The 15,193-nt window shown below is 68.7% G+C and carries 16 protein-coding genes; 11 read left to right on the forward strand and 5 right to left on the reverse strand.

Annotation, left to right across the window (positions count from 1 at the left end; translation table 11 throughout):
• The first annotated feature begins 10 nt into the window (after positions 1–10).
• From B2515_RS00750 to B2515_RS00790, 9 genes are all read left to right on the forward strand, one after another.
• Positions 11–448, forward strand: a complete 438-nt coding sequence (locus tag B2515_RS00750; protein ID WP_293872674.1) for a hypothetical protein — start codon at positions 11–13, stop codon at positions 446–448.
• A 23-nt stretch (positions 449–471) separates the two neighbouring features.
• A complete protein-coding gene (gene panB, locus B2515_RS00755) occupies positions 472–1,332 on the forward strand; it encodes a 3-methyl-2-oxobutanoate hydroxymethyltransferase (RefSeq protein WP_293872675.1) in 861 nt (286 codons plus the stop codon).
• Between the two features lie 98 nt (positions 1,333–1,430).
• Positions 1,431–2,183 carry a tetratricopeptide repeat protein gene (locus B2515_RS00760; RefSeq protein ID WP_293872676.1) on the forward strand — a complete coding sequence of 251 codons (753 nt, stop codon included), beginning with the start codon at positions 1,431–1,433 and terminating at the stop codon, positions 2,181–2,183.
• On the forward strand, positions 2,180–3,523 hold the full coding sequence (locus tag B2515_RS00765) for a PQQ-binding-like beta-propeller repeat protein (RefSeq protein ID WP_293872677.1): 1,344 nt from the start codon (positions 2,180–2,182) through the stop codon (positions 3,521–3,523). Before B2515_RS00760 ends, B2515_RS00765 begins: the two co-directional genes overlap by 4 nt.
• 89 nt (positions 3,524–3,612) lie before the next feature.
• Positions 3,613–4,986, forward strand: coding sequence for a ribosome biogenesis GTPase Der (der, locus tag B2515_RS00770; RefSeq protein ID WP_293872678.1), 1,374 nt, complete (start codon positions 3,613–3,615; stop codon positions 4,984–4,986).
• An 83-nt stretch (positions 4,987–5,069) separates the two neighbouring features.
• Complete coding sequence (locus B2515_RS00775) at positions 5,070–5,498, forward strand: Hpt domain-containing protein (RefSeq protein ID WP_293872679.1); 429 nt, start codon at positions 5,070–5,072, stop codon at positions 5,496–5,498.
• Between the two features lie 28 nt (positions 5,499–5,526).
• Positions 5,527–5,721, forward strand: coding sequence for a hypothetical protein (locus B2515_RS00780; RefSeq protein ID WP_293872680.1), 195 nt, complete (start codon positions 5,527–5,529; stop codon positions 5,719–5,721).
• Positions 5,722–5,810: 89 nt separating this feature from the next.
• A complete protein-coding gene (locus B2515_RS00785) occupies positions 5,811–7,316 on the forward strand; it encodes a permease (protein ID WP_293872681.1) in 1,506 nt (501 codons plus the stop codon).
• Positions 7,313–8,353 (forward strand): serine hydrolase domain-containing protein, encoded by a 1,041-nt coding sequence (locus B2515_RS00790; RefSeq protein ID WP_293872682.1) that lies wholly within the window; start codon positions 7,313–7,315, stop codon positions 8,351–8,353. The genes B2515_RS00785 and B2515_RS00790 overlap by 4 nt, the downstream gene beginning before the upstream one ends.
• Here B2515_RS00790 and B2515_RS00795 read toward each other — a convergent pair.
• Positions 8,326–9,024 carry a type 1 glutamine amidotransferase gene (locus tag B2515_RS00795; RefSeq protein ID WP_293872683.1) on the reverse strand — a complete coding sequence of 233 codons (699 nt, stop codon included), beginning with the start codon at positions 9,022–9,024 and terminating at the stop codon, positions 8,326–8,328. The genes B2515_RS00790 and B2515_RS00795 overlap by 28 nt on opposite strands.
• 377 nt (positions 9,025–9,401) lie before the next feature.
• Between B2515_RS00795 and B2515_RS00800 the strand changes: the two genes are divergently transcribed.
• Together B2515_RS00800 and B2515_RS00805 are read left to right on the forward strand one after the other, a co-directional pair.
• Entirely contained in the window at positions 9,402–10,058 is a 657-nt protein-coding gene (locus tag B2515_RS00800; protein ID WP_293872684.1) for a peptidylprolyl isomerase, read from the forward strand.
• Between the two features lie 65 nt (positions 10,059–10,123).
• Positions 10,124–10,498 carry a glycine zipper 2TM domain-containing protein gene (locus tag B2515_RS00805; RefSeq protein WP_293872685.1) on the forward strand — a complete coding sequence of 125 codons (375 nt, stop codon included), beginning with the start codon at positions 10,124–10,126 and terminating at the stop codon, positions 10,496–10,498.
• 33 nt (positions 10,499–10,531) lie between these two features.
• Here the strand turns inward: B2515_RS00805 and dacB are convergent, their stop codons facing one another.
• The 4 genes from dacB to purL form a co-directional block, all read right to left on the reverse strand.
• Complete coding sequence (dacB, locus tag B2515_RS00810; protein ID WP_293872686.1) at positions 10,532–11,962, reverse strand: D-alanyl-D-alanine carboxypeptidase/D-alanyl-D-alanine endopeptidase; 1,431 nt, start codon at positions 11,960–11,962, stop codon at positions 10,532–10,534.
• Between the two features lie 40 nt (positions 11,963–12,002).
• Positions 12,003–12,518, reverse strand: a complete 516-nt coding sequence (gene bfr, locus B2515_RS00815) for a bacterioferritin (RefSeq protein WP_293872775.1) — start codon at positions 12,516–12,518, stop codon at positions 12,003–12,005.
• A 116-nt stretch (positions 12,519–12,634) separates the two neighbouring features.
• Positions 12,635–12,805, reverse strand: coding sequence for a (2Fe-2S)-binding protein (locus B2515_RS00820; RefSeq protein ID WP_293872687.1), 171 nt, complete (start codon positions 12,803–12,805; stop codon positions 12,635–12,637).
• Between the two features lie 124 nt (positions 12,806–12,929).
• Complete coding sequence (purL, locus tag B2515_RS00825) at positions 12,930–15,149, reverse strand: phosphoribosylformylglycinamidine synthase subunit PurL (protein WP_293872688.1); 2,220 nt, start codon at positions 15,147–15,149, stop codon at positions 12,930–12,932.
• Between the last annotated feature and the right edge of the window lie 44 nt (positions 15,150–15,193).

A 15,193-nucleotide genomic window follows, 5' to 3' on the forward strand; every position in this document is an offset into this window, starting at 1 on the left:
GAGGATGACCATGACCGACTTTCGCAGGCCGTCGCCCGGCTGGTTTCGGATCGTCGCGGCGATCCTCGTCATCTGGGGCGGGGTCGGCGTGTTCGCCTGCGCGCAGCAGATCCGGCTGGGTGCGGAGGCGATGGGGCCGGCGGACGATTATTACCGGCGCCTCTACGCGACGTTCCCGATCTGGTACAATGCGGTCTATGCCCTGGCGACCGGCACCGGCCTGCTGGCGGCGCTCGCCCTGCTGTTCGGGTCTAAGCGCGCGCAGCCGCTGTTCGTCGTCTCGGCGTTCGCCGTGGTCGCGCAGTTCGGCTGGCTGTTTGCTGCGACCGACCTGATCGCGGTGCGCGGCGCGGCGCAGGTGTTGCCGTTTCCCGTCTTCATCCTCGTGGTCGCGATCTACGGCATCTGGCTGTCGGCGCGGGCGCGGCGGCGGGGCTGGATCGGCTGAGCGCGCCGGATTAAGGCTGTCCGATGTCAACGACCTATACGATCGACACCGCGACCAGCCGCGCCAATCCCACGCCCGCGCCGCTGAAGCGGCTGACCGTGCCTGCGATCCGCCGGCGCAAGGGGGCTGAGCCGCTGGTGATGCTCACCGCCTATACGGTGCGGACGGCGCAGCTGCTCGATCCGCATTGCGACATGCTGCTCGTCGGCGACAGCCTGGGGCAGGTGATCTACGGTTTGCCGTCGACGGTGCCGGTGACGCTGGAGATGATGGCGGCGCATGGCGCGGCGGTGGTGCGCGGCAGCTATCATGCGGTGGTGGTCATCGACATGCCGTTCGGCAGCTACGAGGCCTCGCCGCAACAGGCGTTCGAGAGCGCGGCGCTGCTGCTCAAGCAGACCGGCGCGGCGGCGGTGAAGCTGGAGGGGGGCGAGGCGATGGCGCCGACCGTCCGTTTCTTGAGCGAACGCGGCATCCCGGTGATGGGCCATGTCGGCCTGACGCCGCAGGCGGTGAACGTGCTCGGCGGCTATGGCGCGCGCGGACGCACCGAGGCGGAGGCGGCGAAGATCGTCGCGGATGCGACCGCAATCGCCGATGCCGGTGCCTTCGCAATCGTGATCGAGGGCGTGATGGAGGATATCGCGATCCGTATCACCGATACCGTCGCCTGTCCGACCATCGGCATCGGCGCCTCGGCCCGCTGCGACGGGCAGGTGCTGGTAGCGGAAGACATGCTCGGCCTCTTCGAACGCACCGCCCGCTTCGTGAAGCGCTACGAGGACATGGCCGGCCGCATTTCCGCCGCAGCCGAGACCTATGCCGCCGAGGTCCGGGCGCGGAGCTTTCCGGGACCCGACCAGATCTATCCGCCGAGGGGCTGATCCGGCGGGGTCGTTACGCCACCTTTTGTTTCCCGGCGCTGATCGCTAAGGATGCGCGCCGTTCCCCCTTTTTCCTGTCTCTTTGTCCGGAGCCCTCCTTGGCCCTTACGCCGCAAAACAACGAAGCGTTCCTGCGCGAGGTCGACGACGAGCTGCGCCGCGACCAGTTGATGACGTTCTGGGAACGCTATGGCCGCTGGACGATCGCCGCGATCGTGCTGGCGCTCGTCGCCTTCGCGGGGTTCCTCTACTGGCAGCATCGCCGCACCGAGGCCGCGGGCGTCGAGGGCGAACAGTTGCAGGCCGCCTATGACGCGCTCGGCAACAGCCAGCCGGACCAGGCGGCCAAGACGCTGGCGCCGATCGCCGCGTCGGGCCGAGACGGCTACAAGGCGCTGGCGCTGATGACCGAGGCGGACATCCTGCTCAGCAAGAAGCAGGACAAGGCCGCCGCCGCCAAGTTCGCGGCGATCGCCGCCGACACCAGCATCGCCCAGCCGTTCCGCGACCTCGCGCTGATCCGCCAGACCGTCGCCGAATTCGACACGCTGAAGCCGCAGGTGGTCATCGAGCGGCTGCGGCCGCTGGCGGTGACGGGCAACGCCTATTTCGGCAGCGCCGGCGAGCTGGTGGCGATCGCCTATCTCGCCAGCGGCCGCAAGGACCTTGCCGGACAGCTGTTCGGCCAGATGGCGAAGGACGAGACGGTGCCCGAATCGATCCGTCAACGCAGCGTTCAGATGGCCGGCGCGATGGGCGTCGAGGATGGCGCGAATGCTGCCGCGAACGTCCGCGTCGTCACCCCCGCCAGCGCCCCCGCCGCACAATCCAAGGAAGCACCCGCGCAATGAGCCAGTATCGGGCGACCACGACATATCGGGCCACGGTGGCGGTGGCCGCGCTGATGGCGCTGTCCGCGTGCGGCATCTTCAAGGGCGGTGGCCCCAAGAAGACGCCGACGGTGGGCGAGCGCGTGCCGATCCTCGCCTCCGAGAATGCGATCGAGGCGGACAAGACGATCGCCGACATCCAGGTGACGCTGCCCGCGGCGACCACCAACGACGCCTGGTCGCAGCCGGGCGGCAATGCGGCCAAGTCGATGGGGCAGCTCGCGCTCGCCGAGGCGCCGACGCGGCGCTGGCAGGCGTCGATCAACGGCGGCTCGCCACGCGAGCGGCTGGGCGCGGCACCGGTGGTGGCGGACAACAAGCTGTTCGTCGTCGACGTGCAGGCGGGACTGCATGCCTTCGCGGCGGATACCGGCGCGAAGCTGTGGGATGCGAGCGTCAGCAGCGGCGACCAGAACCGCCCGGCGCGCTTCGGCGGTGGCGTCAGCTATGAGGACGGCCGCGTCTTCGCCTCCGACGGCCTCGGCGACGTGGTCGCGTTCAACGCGGCGGACGGCAAGGAAGTGTGGCGCGCCAAGCCCGGCGGCCCGCTGCGCGGCGCGCCGACGGTCGCCAACGGCTCCGTCTATGTCGAGAGCCAGGACAATCAGGTGTTCGCGCTCGATCAGAGCGACGGCAAGGTGCAATGGGCGCAGTCCGGCACGCTGGAGACGCAGGGCGTGTTCGGCGTCGCGGCGCCCGCGGCCAGCCAGGGAACCATCGTCACCGGCTTCTCCAGCGGCGAACTCAACGCCTATCGCTACGAGAACGGCCGCGTGCTGTGGGGCGACGCGCTGTCGCGCACCTCGATCACCACCTCGGTGTCGAGCCTGTCGGATATCGACGCCGCGCCGGTGATCGACAACGGCCGCGTCTTCGCGGTCGGGCAGGGCGGTCGCATGGTCAGCCTCGACCTCGCCACCGGCCAGCGCCTGTGGGAGCAGAATTTCGCCGGCATCTCGACGCCGTGGATCGCGGGCGAATGGCTGTTCGTCGTCACCGACGATGCCCGCCTCGTCTGCCTCGCGCGGTCGAACGGCAAGGCGCGCTGGATCGCGCAGCTGCAGCGGTTCAAGAACGCGAAGAAGAACAAGGGGCCGCAGGTCACCTGGTTCGGCCCGGTGCTGGCGGGCAACCGGCTGGTGATGACGAATTCGCTCGGCCGGATCGTGTTCGCCTCGCCCAACGACGGCAGCGTCGTGTCGACGATCGATGCCAAGGACGCCTTCGCACTGCCGCCGATCGTCGCCAACGGCACGCTGTACACGCTCGGCCAGTCGGGCAAGATCACCGCCTACAAGTGATCGGTTGATGTCGCCGCGTCCTCCCCGTGCCGGGGAGGACGTCAGGCGCACCATTCCCTTATCCCGCCACTTCTTCTAGGAGCGCGGGCATGTCCCGTCTCCCCACCGTCGCGATCGTCGGCCGTCCCAATGTCGGCAAGTCGACGCTGTTCAACCGCCTCGTCGGCAAGAAGCTCGCGCTGGTCGACGACCGGCCCGGCGTCACCCGCGACCGGCGGGAGGGCGATGCGCATCTGATCGGCCTCGATTTCCGCGTCATCGACACCGCCGGGTACGAGGATCACGACGCGCAGACGCTGCCCGGCCGCATGCGCCTGCAGACCGAGGCGGCGGTGGGGCAGGCCGATGTCGCGGTGTTCCTGTTCGACGCGCGCGCGGGCATCGTGCCGCTGGACGAGGAGATCGGCCGCTGGCTGCGCCAGTCGACCACGCCGATCGTGCTGGTCGCCAACAAGGCGGAGGGCAAGGCAGGCGAACAGGGCATCCTCGAATCGCTCAGCCTCGGCTTCGGCGATCCGGTGCAATTGTCCGCCGAACATGGCGAGGGCATGGGCGACCTGTTCGAGGCGCTGCTGCCGCATATCGAGCGCGTGCTCGCCGAGACGCCCGAGGAGGAGGACGACGACCGTCCCGACGCGCCGCTGAAGCTCGCGATCGTCGGGCGGCCGAATGCGGGCAAGTCGACGCTCATCAACCGGATGCTCGGCGAGGACCGGATGATTACCGGTCCCGAGGCCGGCATCACCCGTGATTCGATCGCGGTCGACTGGCTGTGGCAGGACCCGAAGGGGGAGCCGCGCCCGGTGCGCCTGATCGACACCGCCGGCATGCGCAAGCGCGCCAAGGTGCAGGACAAGCTGGAGAGGATGTCGGTCGCCGACGCGCTCCACGCGGTCGATTTCGCCGAGGTCGTCGTGCTGCTGCTCGATGCGACACTGGGGCTGGAGGCGCAGGACCTGCGCATCGCCGACAAAGTGCTGGAGGAAGGGCGCGCACTCGTCATCGCGCTCAACAAATGGGACGTCGCCGAAAACGCCTCGTCGCTGTTCAACGGCGTCAAGCGCGCGCTGGAGGACGGGCTCAGCCAGGTGAAGGGCGTCACCGTGATGACCGTGTCGGCGGCGACGGGCAAGGGCATCGACCAGCTTATCCAGGCGTGTTTCGACACGCGCGAGGCGTGGTCGAAGCGCGTCGGCACCGGCGAGATGAACCGCTGGTTCGAACGCGCGATCGAGGCGAACCCGCCGCCCGCCCCCGGCGGCAAGCGCATCAAGATGCGCTACGTGACGCAGGTCAAGACGCGGCCGCCCAGCTTCGTGATCTTTGGCACCCGCGTGGACCAGCTGCCGGCAAGTTACGCGCGCTATCTGGTGAATTCGATGCGCAAGGAACTGGGATTCGGTGCCGTTCCGGTCCGGATCACCTTCCGCGCGCCTAAAAATCCTTTCGACAACAAGGATTGATACGCGGCGTCGGCAACGTCGTGTTTACCGCTTTCGCGTAATCGTGCCTGCGAACCTTGATGGGACGTCCGTCAACCGGGGAGATGGCAGTGTCGTTCGAAGGCAGCACGTTGGTGGATTGGGCGGCCTTCGCGAAGGCGCGGAGCGAGCTCGGCGCCGGGTTCGTGCGCATCCTCGGCTATTTCCGCGAGGACGGCGTCAAATCGGTCGCGGCGATCGAACAGGCGATGCGCAGCAACAGCGCCGCCGCGATGGTCATCCCCGCGCACACGCTGAAGGGCGAATCGCGCCAGTTCGGTGCCGAGCCACTGGCCACGCTCGCGGAGACGATCGAGGAGATCGCGCGCGACTGCGTCGAGCGGCAGGACAGCTGCGAGGAGGCGCTGGAGCATGTCGTGCGGCTGCGCCCGCTGTTCTTCGAAACGCTCGGCCTGCTGGAGCGCGAGGCCAATCCGCTCGTCTCGCGCCGTCCCGCCGGTGGCGGCTTCGGCCGCAAGCCCGCGGGCCATTGATCGACGGGATCGCGCGGGCGATCCTGCGATGATGGTGATCTGGTTCGTCGCGACGTTCCTGCTGCTGCTCTGGAACGCAGCCTATTGCTGTCTCACGGTCCGGCGCGATCTTGCCGGGCCGGCCCCGGCGCGCGGCGTGTGGGGCCTGTTCGCACTTGCCGGCACCATGTCGGTCATCGCGATGGCGGTGCTGGGCATCGGCGTCGGCATGTCGGGGATCTGAGGACCCGCATCGCGGGGCATGCCGATCCCGCGATTGACTGACGGCGCGTCCCGGCGGACGATCCGCCATCGTCCCCCGCAGATCGCCTCATGCCCCCAGCCAGCGTTGCTTCCCACGATATACCGCCATCCGCCACCGGCCTCGACCGTGCGCCGGCGCGGCTGCTGCTGTTCGGGCTGCTCGGCTTTTCGGCGGGTTTGCCCTTCTACATGTTCTCGACCGTGCTCGCGCTGCGGCTGACGCAGCATGGCGTCGGGCTGGTGGTGATCGGCTTCTTCGCCTGGATCACGCTGCTGCCGACGTGCAAGTTCCTGTGGGCGCCGCTGCTCGACCGCGTCGCGGTACCGGGGTTCGGGCGCTATTGGGGCAAGCGGCGCGGGTGGATCATGCTGGCACAGCTCGGCATCGCCACCTCGCTTGTCGCGCTGGCGGCGAACAGCGGCGACCGGAGCCTGCCGCTGACCGCGCTGGCGGCGGTGTTGCTGGCGTTCTGGACGACGACTCTGGAGGTCGCTGCCGATGCGTGGCGGATCGAGATCGCCCCGAGCGAGGCGGAGCAGGGCCCGATCGTCGCCGCCAACCTGTGGGGCTATCGCAGCGCGATGGTCGCGGCGGGCAGCGGCGCGCTGATCGTCGCCGATGGCGCCGGCTGGACCGCCGCCTATCTGCTGATCGCGATCGCCGCCTTCGCGCCGTTCCCGATCCTCGCGGCGATGCGGCCTGATCCGGACGGCGGCGGCGGGCGCGGCGTCGCGCTCGCGACCGGCCTGCTGGCCAGCGTCGCGATCCTGCTCGTCGTCGCCGCGGCGAGCGCGGTCGTCGGTTGGCTGGTGCTCGGCGCCGCGGCCTCGGCCGGGATCGATGCGCGTAGCAACGTGACGCCGGTCGTGCTCGCGCTCTGCCTGCTGCCGTTCGTGGCGATGGCGCTCGCGCTGCCGCGCATCCGCCGGGCGCAGGCCGACGATCCGCTGCGGCGGTCGGCGGCGATCGGGCCCTATGTCGATGTGTTCTGGCGCTACGGCTATGGCGCGCTGGCGGTGCTCGCCTTCGTGTCGCTGTACCGGATGGGCGACGTGCTCGCGCTCACGTTGTCGAAGCCGCTGGTCAAGGCGGCGGGCTACAGCCTGCGCGCGATCGGCATCGCCGATGGTGTCGTCGCGCTGGCGGCGAGCATGGCGGGGGTGGCGCTGGGCGGCTGGCTGGTGACATGCTGGCGGCAGGGATGGACGCTCGCGCTCGGCGCGCTGCTCGCGGCCATCGGCAATTGGGGCTTCGTCTGGCTGGCGCACCGGCCGGCGGGGACGCTGGTGCTCTATACCGCCACCGCGCTCGACCAGTTCGGCAACGGCTTCGCCGGCGCGGTGTTCGTCGTCTATCTGTCGATGCTCGTCCATCCGCGCCATGCGGGCGCGCAATATGCCTTCCTCTCCGGCTTCGCCTTCCTGTTGCCGCGGCTGCTTGCCGGGGCCTCCGGGTCGATGCAGGCACGGATCGGCTATGACGGCTTCTTCCTGCTGTCGGGCGCGCTCAGCCTCGCCGCGATCCCCCTGCTGCCGTGGGTGACGCGGCTGCGGCCACGGGATGCGGCCGCATGATCGAACCGGTGCTGGCCGATGCCTTCGCACCCGTTGCGGAGGCGGTCTCCGACGGGCGCCTGCCCGGCGCGACATTGGGGCTCGTCACCCGTGACGGCGCGCGCGAGGTACGCGTGGCGGGGCAGGCGGCGCTGCTCCCTGCGCCGGAACCGCTCACCCGCGCGCACTGGTTCGATCTCGCCTCGCTGACCAAGGTGCTCGCGACGACGACGATAATCCTGACGCTGGCGGATCAGGGGCGGATCGGCCTCGACCGGCCGCTGACCGACGCCATCCCAGACCTGCGCCAATATGACGTCGACCATGCGGCGGAGCGGCGGCTGACCTTTCGCGACTGCCTGTCGCATGCCACCCATCTGCCAGCGGTCGCGCCGATCTATACCTATGGCGACGATCCGCAGCGGCTGCGCGCCTTCGTTTTACAGCGCGCATGGCCGGCCGGGCCGCCGGTCTATTCGGACATCAACTTCATCCTGCTCGGCATCGCGATCGAGCGGATCACGGGGAGGGGCCTCGACGGCTGGCCGCTGCCGCCAGGGCTCGGCTATGGCCCGCCGCCCGGCCCCGCAGTCGCAACCGAGGCATGCACATGGCGCGGGCGGGTCCTGCGCGGCGAAGTGCATGACGAAAACGCTGCCGCGCTCGGCGGTGCGGCGGGTCATGCGGGGCTGTTCGGCACCGTCGATGGCGTGCTCGACGCGGCGCAGGGCCTGCTTGACGGCAGCGGTGCGTCGCCGGCGATGCTGGATGCGATCCTCGCGCGGCAGCACGGCCACCGGACCTGCGGCTGGGAACGGCGCTTTGCCGGCTGGCCGGGCGGCGATGCCTGTTCGGACGCAACGATCGGCCATACCGGCTTCACCGGCACCGGCCTGTGGATCGATGTCGAGCGTGGACTCGCCTGGACATTGCTCACCAACCGCGTCCATCCGACCCGCCATCGCGACAGCGGCATCTTCGCGCTGCGCCCCGCAGTCGGCGAGGCGGTGATCGCCGCTTTCGACCGGGCTCAGTCTGCCAAGCCGGTCGCCAGATAGCGGTTGAGCCACGCGCCGATCGCCGCATTGTCGCTGCGCCCGTCGAGCGAGTGCGTCGCCATCACACGCAAAGACTCATCGATGTCGGGCGCAGTGTGCGCGCCGATCAGCGCGCGGCCGTAGTCCGCGTCGAACTCCGGGTGGAATTGCAGCGTCAGCGCATCGCCATCGGTATAGGCAAGAGCTGCGCAGGGGGTGAACGCGTTCGATGCCAGCACTCGTGCGTCCGCCGGCGGCTGTATGACCTGATCCTGATGCGACGCCATCGCCGCGACGCCGCTCTCCAGCCCCGCCACCGGAATGGCGAGATCGTAGCGGGTGAGGCCAAGCCCCCAGCCTTGCGGCGCCTTGGCCACGGTGCCGCCGAAGGCGTGCGCGATCGCCTGATGCCCAAAACAGATGCCGATCAGCCGCCGCCGTCCGCGTGCCGCGCGCAGGAATGCAGCCAGCGCGTCGACCCAGCCGATTCCGCCGTTCACCCCCGCGGGCGACCCGGTGACGACATAGGCGTCGCATGCCCCCACGTCAGCGGGCAGGGCGCCAGCGCGGACATCATAGCGGCTGTAACGATGGTCAGGACCGAGCAGCCGCGCGACCATATACGGGTAGTCGCCATGCGCGCGGGCAAGTTCGCCCGGAGGCGCGCCGGTTTCAAGGATGCCGATATGCATGCGGACGCTCCGGAGCCGTCGTCGATATGGGAACCGCGGGGGAGAATCCGGATACGCCGGTGGACTCGATCCCCCGCGCCCCAACGCGCCGGTGCCGGTCTTACCGGCGGGCTCCACTCCGTCTATATCTCATTGACGGCGCGTTCTGGGCAGCGCGTCTGTACGCCGGATTGCGCCCAAAAAAAAGGCCGGTCAAAGACCGGCCGGAAAGTTTTTAGGAGAGGATGCCTGAAAGGCAGGGTCTTTGTGCACCGCAGCACGGGCTCGAGCAATTGCAAAATATGCAATCCAGCGTTCGTCTCGCACAATCATAGCGCTACCATAGACCCATACGAGGCAGTTGCGCACCGCCGGCCATCCGCATAGCGGTGTCGGCCATGCGCCTTTCGATGATCCTGCTCGCAGCCGCAGCGCTGGCCAGCGCCGCTCCCGCCGCCGCCCCGCGCGACCCCGCGATCGTCCGCGTGCGGCTCGACACGCCCTACGGGCCGATCGTGCTCGCGCTGGAGGCGCGGCGGGCGCCGAGGACGGTCGCCAATTTCATGGGCTATGTCGACGACAGGCGATTCGATGGGATGAGCTTCTACCGCGCCGCGCGCAACCGCAGCGCGCCGACCTATGGCTTCATCCAGGGCGGCATCCGTACCGATGCGCGGCGCATCCTGCCGCCGTTTCCGCTCGAGACGACCGCGATGACCGGCGTCAGGCATCTCGACGGCACCATATCGATGGCGCGCCGGGCGGAGGCGGGATCGGCGGGCGGCAATTTCTTCATCACCGTCGGTGCGATGCCGAGCATGGACGCGAAGGGCAGCTACCCCGGCTATGCCGCCTTCGGCCATGTCGTATCGGGCATGCCGGTGGTGAAGCGCATCCTCGCGCTGCCGACCGGCGGCGGCATGGGCGGGCAGATGCTGCTCCGCCCGATCCGGCTGGTCGCCGCGCGCCGCCTCACCGGCACCCCGCGCCCGACCGGTCTCGTCAAGCCTTGGCTGGTCAAGACCAAGGCGAAGCCCGGTACGCCGGCGAAATAGGTCAGTCATCGCAACCAAATCCGGCCGCCTCGGTTATCCTGCATCATCTTGCAGGAGGAACACCGATGAAGACCGGATTGCTCGCCGTTCTGGCCGCCGTGGCGATGGCATCGCCCGTGACGATGGATGCCGCCGTCGCGCAGCGCGGCGACTATCGCTGGCAGGGCGACAAGGGGCGTAACTGGGAACCCTCGCAGCATTATCGCTCCGGCAAGCATCGCGAGCGCCGGCTCGGCCGCAACGACCGCATCTACAAGGGTCGCGACGGCCGCGCCTATTGCAAGCGCAACGACGGCACCACCGGCCTCGTCGTCGGCGCGCTGGGTGGCGGCGTGCTCGGCAATCTGGTCGGCGGCGGCACGCTCGGCACGCTGCTCGGCGCCGGCGGCGGCGCGGTGCTGGGGCGGTCGATCGATCGCGGCAACGTGAAGTGCCGTTGAGGTGAAGGTGCGGGCGGCTTCCGGGCCGCCCGCCTATCGCTCGCGGGCGATCAGCAGCAGTGCGGCGTCGACCGCGGCATTGGCCGATCCGTCCGCGGGCATATCGTTGGCATAGCTGGCGAACGCCAGAATTCGCCCACTCCGCGCGGTCATGAAGCCGGACAATGCCGATGCTGCGTTCAGTGTCCCGGTCTTGGCGAACAGCTTCCCCGCCAGCGCCGTTCCCCCAAACCGCCGCCGCAGCGTGCCGTCGATCCCGCCCACCGGTAGCGTTGCGCGCCATGACGCGCCCCAGTCCTGCATCTGCGTCCAGCGCAGGAAGTGCGCGACGCCGCGTGGCGAGACCCGGTTGTAGCTCGACATGCCCGACCCGTCGGCGAAATCGTAGCGCCATCGCTCGACCCCCGCCTGCGTCAACATCGCCGTCACCCGCGCCTGTCCATCCGCGATCGATCCGCTCCCCGTCACCCGCCCGATGCGGCGCAGGAGCAACTCCGCGTGCAGGTTCTGGCTCGCCTTGTTGGTAAGGGTCAGATCCTCGATCAGCGGTGCTGGCACCGTACGGGCGAGCGGGACCACCGCCGGCGGCTGCGCGACCGGCGCACCGCCACGTGCCGCAGGATCATCGCCGGCGTCGAGGCTGCGATGCCGCACCTGTACCGCGCCGGTGACACGTACGCCGCGCGCCTCCAGCAGGGCCCTCAGCCGCCACGCGGCATAATCGGCCGGATCGTCGATCCCGAGCCGCAGCGTCTCCGCCGCAGCGACCGTGCCGGTGATCCGCACCATGCGGCTGCCCGGCATCCGGTTGTAGGCGATCTGTGTCCGGGTGCCGGTGTCGATGCGGTTGTCGATCGCGAGATAGGGCAGGGCGGCGACCGTCGCCGGCCCGCGGCCCGCCGGGTTCGGCGTCACCGTCACGCGCCACTCATTGTCGTCGAGCGTCAGCGCCGACGTCGCGGTGCCCGAACGCGTGCCGATGTTGTTCCAGCTCATGCCGGGGCTCCAGCGCTGATCGGGGAACAGGCTGTCGTCGCCGACGACGTTCCGCACCGTCCGTCGGCGCGCAGCGACCGCATCGGCCAGCGTCGCGAGGCAGTCGCGTACGCAATCCGCCGCGCTGGACAGGCGCGCGTCGCCATGCCCCTCCAACACCACGTCCTCGCCCTCCAGCCGCACCGCCGCGCCCGCCGCGGCATCGGGCACGGTCACGTCGCCGAGCGCGTCGAAGGCGGCGGCGGTGGTGAAGATCTTGGTATTGGAGGCGGGGACGAGGCGGTCGTCCGGCGCGATCGCGACGATTTCGCGCCCCGCATCGTCCAGTACGACCAGTCCGAAGCGGGTGCCGGGGCCGGCTCGCCGCAAAATCTCGGCGACGCGCTCCTGCAATCCGTCCGGCTCATTCGCCGCTGCCGGGGTCGCGACGCAGGCGACCACGGCGGACAAGGTCACGATCTCCCTCATCGGGCGACAGCCTAGCCGCCGCCGCCCGATGCGCAAGCTATCAGCCCTTCAAATAGGGCGCCGCGCCCGACTTGGGCGAATCATGCTCGCTGATCGAATTGAGCTGCACGTAATTGTGAATGCCCATCCGCTCGATCATCTCGAACTGGCGTTCGAGCGTATCGACATGCTCTTCCTCGCTGGCGAGGATGCGCGCGAACAGGTCGCGGCTGATGTAGTCCTTGACCTCTTCGCAATAGGCGATCGCGCCCTTCAGCTGGACGACCGCTTCCATCTCCATTGCGAGGTCGGACTTCAGTACTTCCTCGACGGTCTCGCCGATGCGCAGGCGACCGAGCAGCTGGAAGTTGGGCAGGCCGTCGAGGAACAGGATGCGCTCCGACAGCCAGTCGGCATGCTTCATCTCGTCGATCGACTCCATCCGCTCATACTGGGCGAGCTTGTAGACGCCCCAATGGTCGAGCATCCGGTAATGGAGCCAATATTGATTGATTGCGGTCAGTTCGTTCTTAAGCGCTTCGTTCAAGAATTCGATGACCCGCGGGTCGCCCTTCATCGCCATGACTCCAACACCTTTCGGATCGTCCGTTACGGATCCGATCTAGGCGTCAAACCATGGGGGCGGCAACCCCGAAAATGGCGGTTTTCTGCGGTTTTTACGAAGTGCGAACGTTATGCAGCAGCGCGTTCCGTATCGATAATGGCTCGCGCTACCACGGTGCACTGTCCGCATTTCGGCTGGCAGCCAAGCGATTGATACGCCTGGCAAGCCGTCATGCAGCCGCTGCGCGCGGCGGCGCGGACCTGGGATTCCCGGATGGCATTGCAGACGCAGACGACCATGGATGCTCCTTCGCTTCGCCCCTTGGTAGGGCTAATGCGAGGCGCTCGCAAGTCATTATGCGACTGATTCGCAGTCGCCGGCGCACGGTTCGTCGCAATCGGGCTCAGCAATCCCTGCAGTCGGTCATGCCAGCGCGGCGTCGGTTCCCATCAGCGTCGGGAAGAAGCCCTCATGCGCGGTCCGCAGCGCATCCAGCGCGACCACGTCGTCGCGGTCGGGCCGTTCGAAGATCAGCCGCTTGCCGCCGGTCCGGCCGAGCGGCTCCGCCTCGACGCCGGCGGCATGCGCCGCACCGAGGAAGTCGAGCAGCGCATGGTCCTGCACGGTGACGACGTACACGCCCTGATCCTCGGCGAAAAAGGAGCGCGCGCAGCCGAAGGGCTGCTTGCGGTCGATCATCGCGCCGATCCCGCCGGCCAGCGCCATCTCGGCGACCGTCACCGCGATACCGCCATCGGAGACGTCATGCACCGCCGACAGTTGCCCTTCGGTGATCGCGCTGCGGATCAGGTCGCCCGCCCGGCGCTCGGCGTCGAGATCGACCGGGGGCGGCGGACCTTCCTCGCGGCCATGGCATTCGCGCAGGAATAGCGACTGGCCGAGATGGCCGCCGCGTGTGCCCACGACGAGGATCATGTCACCGGTGCCCTTGAATGCGATCGTGGCGTTCTTCGTCCAGTCCTGGAGCAGGCCGACGCCGCCGATCGCCGGGGTCGGCAGAATCGCGCTGCCGCCACCGGTCGCCTTCGATTCGTTGTAGAGCGACACGTTGCCGCTGACGATCGGGAAGTCGAGGGCGCGACACGCCTGTGCCATGCCGTCGAGGCAGCCGACGATCTGGCCCATGATCTCGGGCCGCTGCGGGTTGGCGAAGTTGAGGCAGTTGGTGATCGCCAGCGGCGTCGCGCCGACCGCGGTCAGGTTGCGCCACGCCTCGGCCACCGCCTGCTTGCCGCCCTCGACCGGGTCGGCGAAGCAATAGCGCGGCGTGCAGTCGGTGGTGATCGCCAACGCCTTGTCGGTGCCGTGGACGCGGACCACGGCGCTGTCGCCGCCCGGTGCCTGCACCGTGTCGGCGCCGACCATGTGATCGTATTGCTCCCAGATCCAGCGGCGGCTGGCGACGTCGGGCGATCCCATCAGCACCAGCAGGTCGCGCGCGATGTCGTTGCTCTCGGGCACGTTCTCCAGTGGCGCGGGCTGCGGCGTCGGCACGTGCGGGCGGTCGTACAGCGGCGCCTCGTCGGCGAGCGGCCCGAGCGGGATGTCGCAGACGACTTCGCCCTTCCACTTCAGCACCATCCGCTCGGTATCGGTGACGTGACCGATCACCGCGAAGTCGAGCTCCCACTTGGTGAAGATCGCCTCCGCCTCCGCCTCGCGGCCGGGCTTCAGCACCATCAGCATGCGCTCCTGCGATTCGGAGAGCATCATCTCGTACGGCGTCATGCCGGTTTCGCGCTGCGGCACGTCGTCCATGACCAGTTCGATGCCGACGCCGCCCTTCGACGCCATCTCGACGCTGGACGAGGTGAGGCCGGCCGCGCCCATGTCCTGGATCGCGACGATCACGTCGGTCGCCATCAGCTCGAGGCACGCCTCGATCAGCAGCTTTTCGGTGAAGGGGTCGCCGACCTGAACAGTCGGGCGCTTGGCGTCGGCATCCTCGCCGAAATCGGCCGACGCCATCGTCGCGCCGTGGATGCCGTCGCGGCCGGTCTTCGACCCGACATAGACGATCGGATTGCCGATGCCCGATGCGGCGGAATAGAAGATCTTGTCCTGATCGGCGACGCCGACGGTCATTGCGTTGACCAGAATGTTGCCGTCATAGGCGGGGTGGAAATTGACCTCGCCGCCCACTGTTGGCACGCCGACGCAATTGCCATAGCCGCCGATGCCGTGGACGACGCCGCTGATGAGGTGGCGCATCTTCGGGTGCGTGGGCGATCCGAAGCGCAGCGCATTCATGTTGGCAACCGGCCGCGCGCCCATCGTGAACACGTCGCGCAGGATGCCGCCGACCCCGGTCGCCGCGCCCTGATAGGGCTCGATATACGACGGGTGGTTGTGGCTCTCCATCTTGAAGATCGCGGCTTGATTGTCGCCGATGTCGATCACGCCGGCATTCTCGCCCGGGCCGCAGATCACCTGCGGGCCTTCGGTCGGCAGCTTCTTGAGGTGGATGCGGCTCGACTTGTAGCTGCAATGCTCGGACCACATCACCGAAAAGATGCCGAGTTCGACAAGGTTCGGCGTGCGGCCCAGCGCGGACAGGACGCGCTCATATTCTTCAGGGGACAGGCCGTGGTCGGCGACGATCTGGGGCGTGATCTCGGTCATGCGCGCGCCTTAGCGAGGCGCGGCGGTTTCGTCACCTCCTCGTG

Source organism: Sphingomonas sp. UBA978, from assembly GCF_002292295.1.
GTDB lineage: Bacteria > Pseudomonadota > Alphaproteobacteria > Sphingomonadales > Sphingomonadaceae > Sphingomonas.

Excerpts from the sequence above, each read along its gene's own strand:
- B2515_RS00775 (WP_293872679.1), top strand. The coding sequence starts at position 5,070 with ATGGCAGTGTCGTTCGAAGGCAGCACGTTGGTGGATTGGGCGGCCTTC.
- B2515_RS00820 (WP_293872687.1), bottom strand. The coding sequence starts at position 12,805 with ATGGTCGTCTGCGTCTGCAATGCCATCCGGGAATCCCAGGTCCGCGCC.
- B2515_RS00795 (WP_293872683.1), bottom strand. The coding sequence starts at position 9,024 with ATGCATATCGGCATCCTTGAAACCGGCGCGCCTCCGGGCGAACTTGCC.
- B2515_RS00785 (WP_293872681.1), top strand. The coding sequence starts at position 5,811 with ATGCCCCCAGCCAGCGTTGCTTCCCACGATATACCGCCATCCGCCACC.
- B2515_RS00750 (WP_293872674.1), top strand. The coding sequence starts at position 11 with ATGACCGACTTTCGCAGGCCGTCGCCCGGCTGGTTTCGGATCGTCGCG.
- B2515_RS00800 (WP_293872684.1), top strand. The coding sequence starts at position 9,402 with ATGCGCCTTTCGATGATCCTGCTCGCAGCCGCAGCGCTGGCCAGCGCC.
- der (WP_293872678.1), top strand. The coding sequence starts at position 3,613 with ATGTCCCGTCTCCCCACCGTCGCGATCGTCGGCCGTCCCAATGTCGGC.
- B2515_RS00805 (WP_293872685.1), top strand. The coding sequence starts at position 10,124 with ATGAAGACCGGATTGCTCGCCGTTCTGGCCGCCGTGGCGATGGCATCG.
- B2515_RS00780 (WP_293872680.1), top strand. The coding sequence starts at position 5,527 with ATGATGGTGATCTGGTTCGTCGCGACGTTCCTGCTGCTGCTCTGGAAC.
- B2515_RS00765 (WP_293872677.1), top strand. The coding sequence starts at position 2,180 with ATGAGCCAGTATCGGGCGACCACGACATATCGGGCCACGGTGGCGGTG.
- dacB (WP_293872686.1), bottom strand. The coding sequence starts at position 11,962 with ATGAGGGAGATCGTGACCTTGTCCGCCGTGGTCGCCTGCGTCGCGACC.
- purL (WP_293872688.1), bottom strand. The coding sequence starts at position 15,149 with ATGACCGAGATCACGCCCCAGATCGTCGCCGACCACGGCCTGTCCCCT.
- B2515_RS00790 (WP_293872682.1), top strand. The coding sequence starts at position 7,313 with ATGATCGAACCGGTGCTGGCCGATGCCTTCGCACCCGTTGCGGAGGCG.
- panB (WP_293872675.1), top strand. The coding sequence starts at position 472 with ATGTCAACGACCTATACGATCGACACCGCGACCAGCCGCGCCAATCCC.
- bfr (WP_293872775.1), bottom strand. The coding sequence starts at position 12,518 with ATGAAGGGCGACCCGCGGGTCATCGAATTCTTGAACGAAGCGCTTAAG.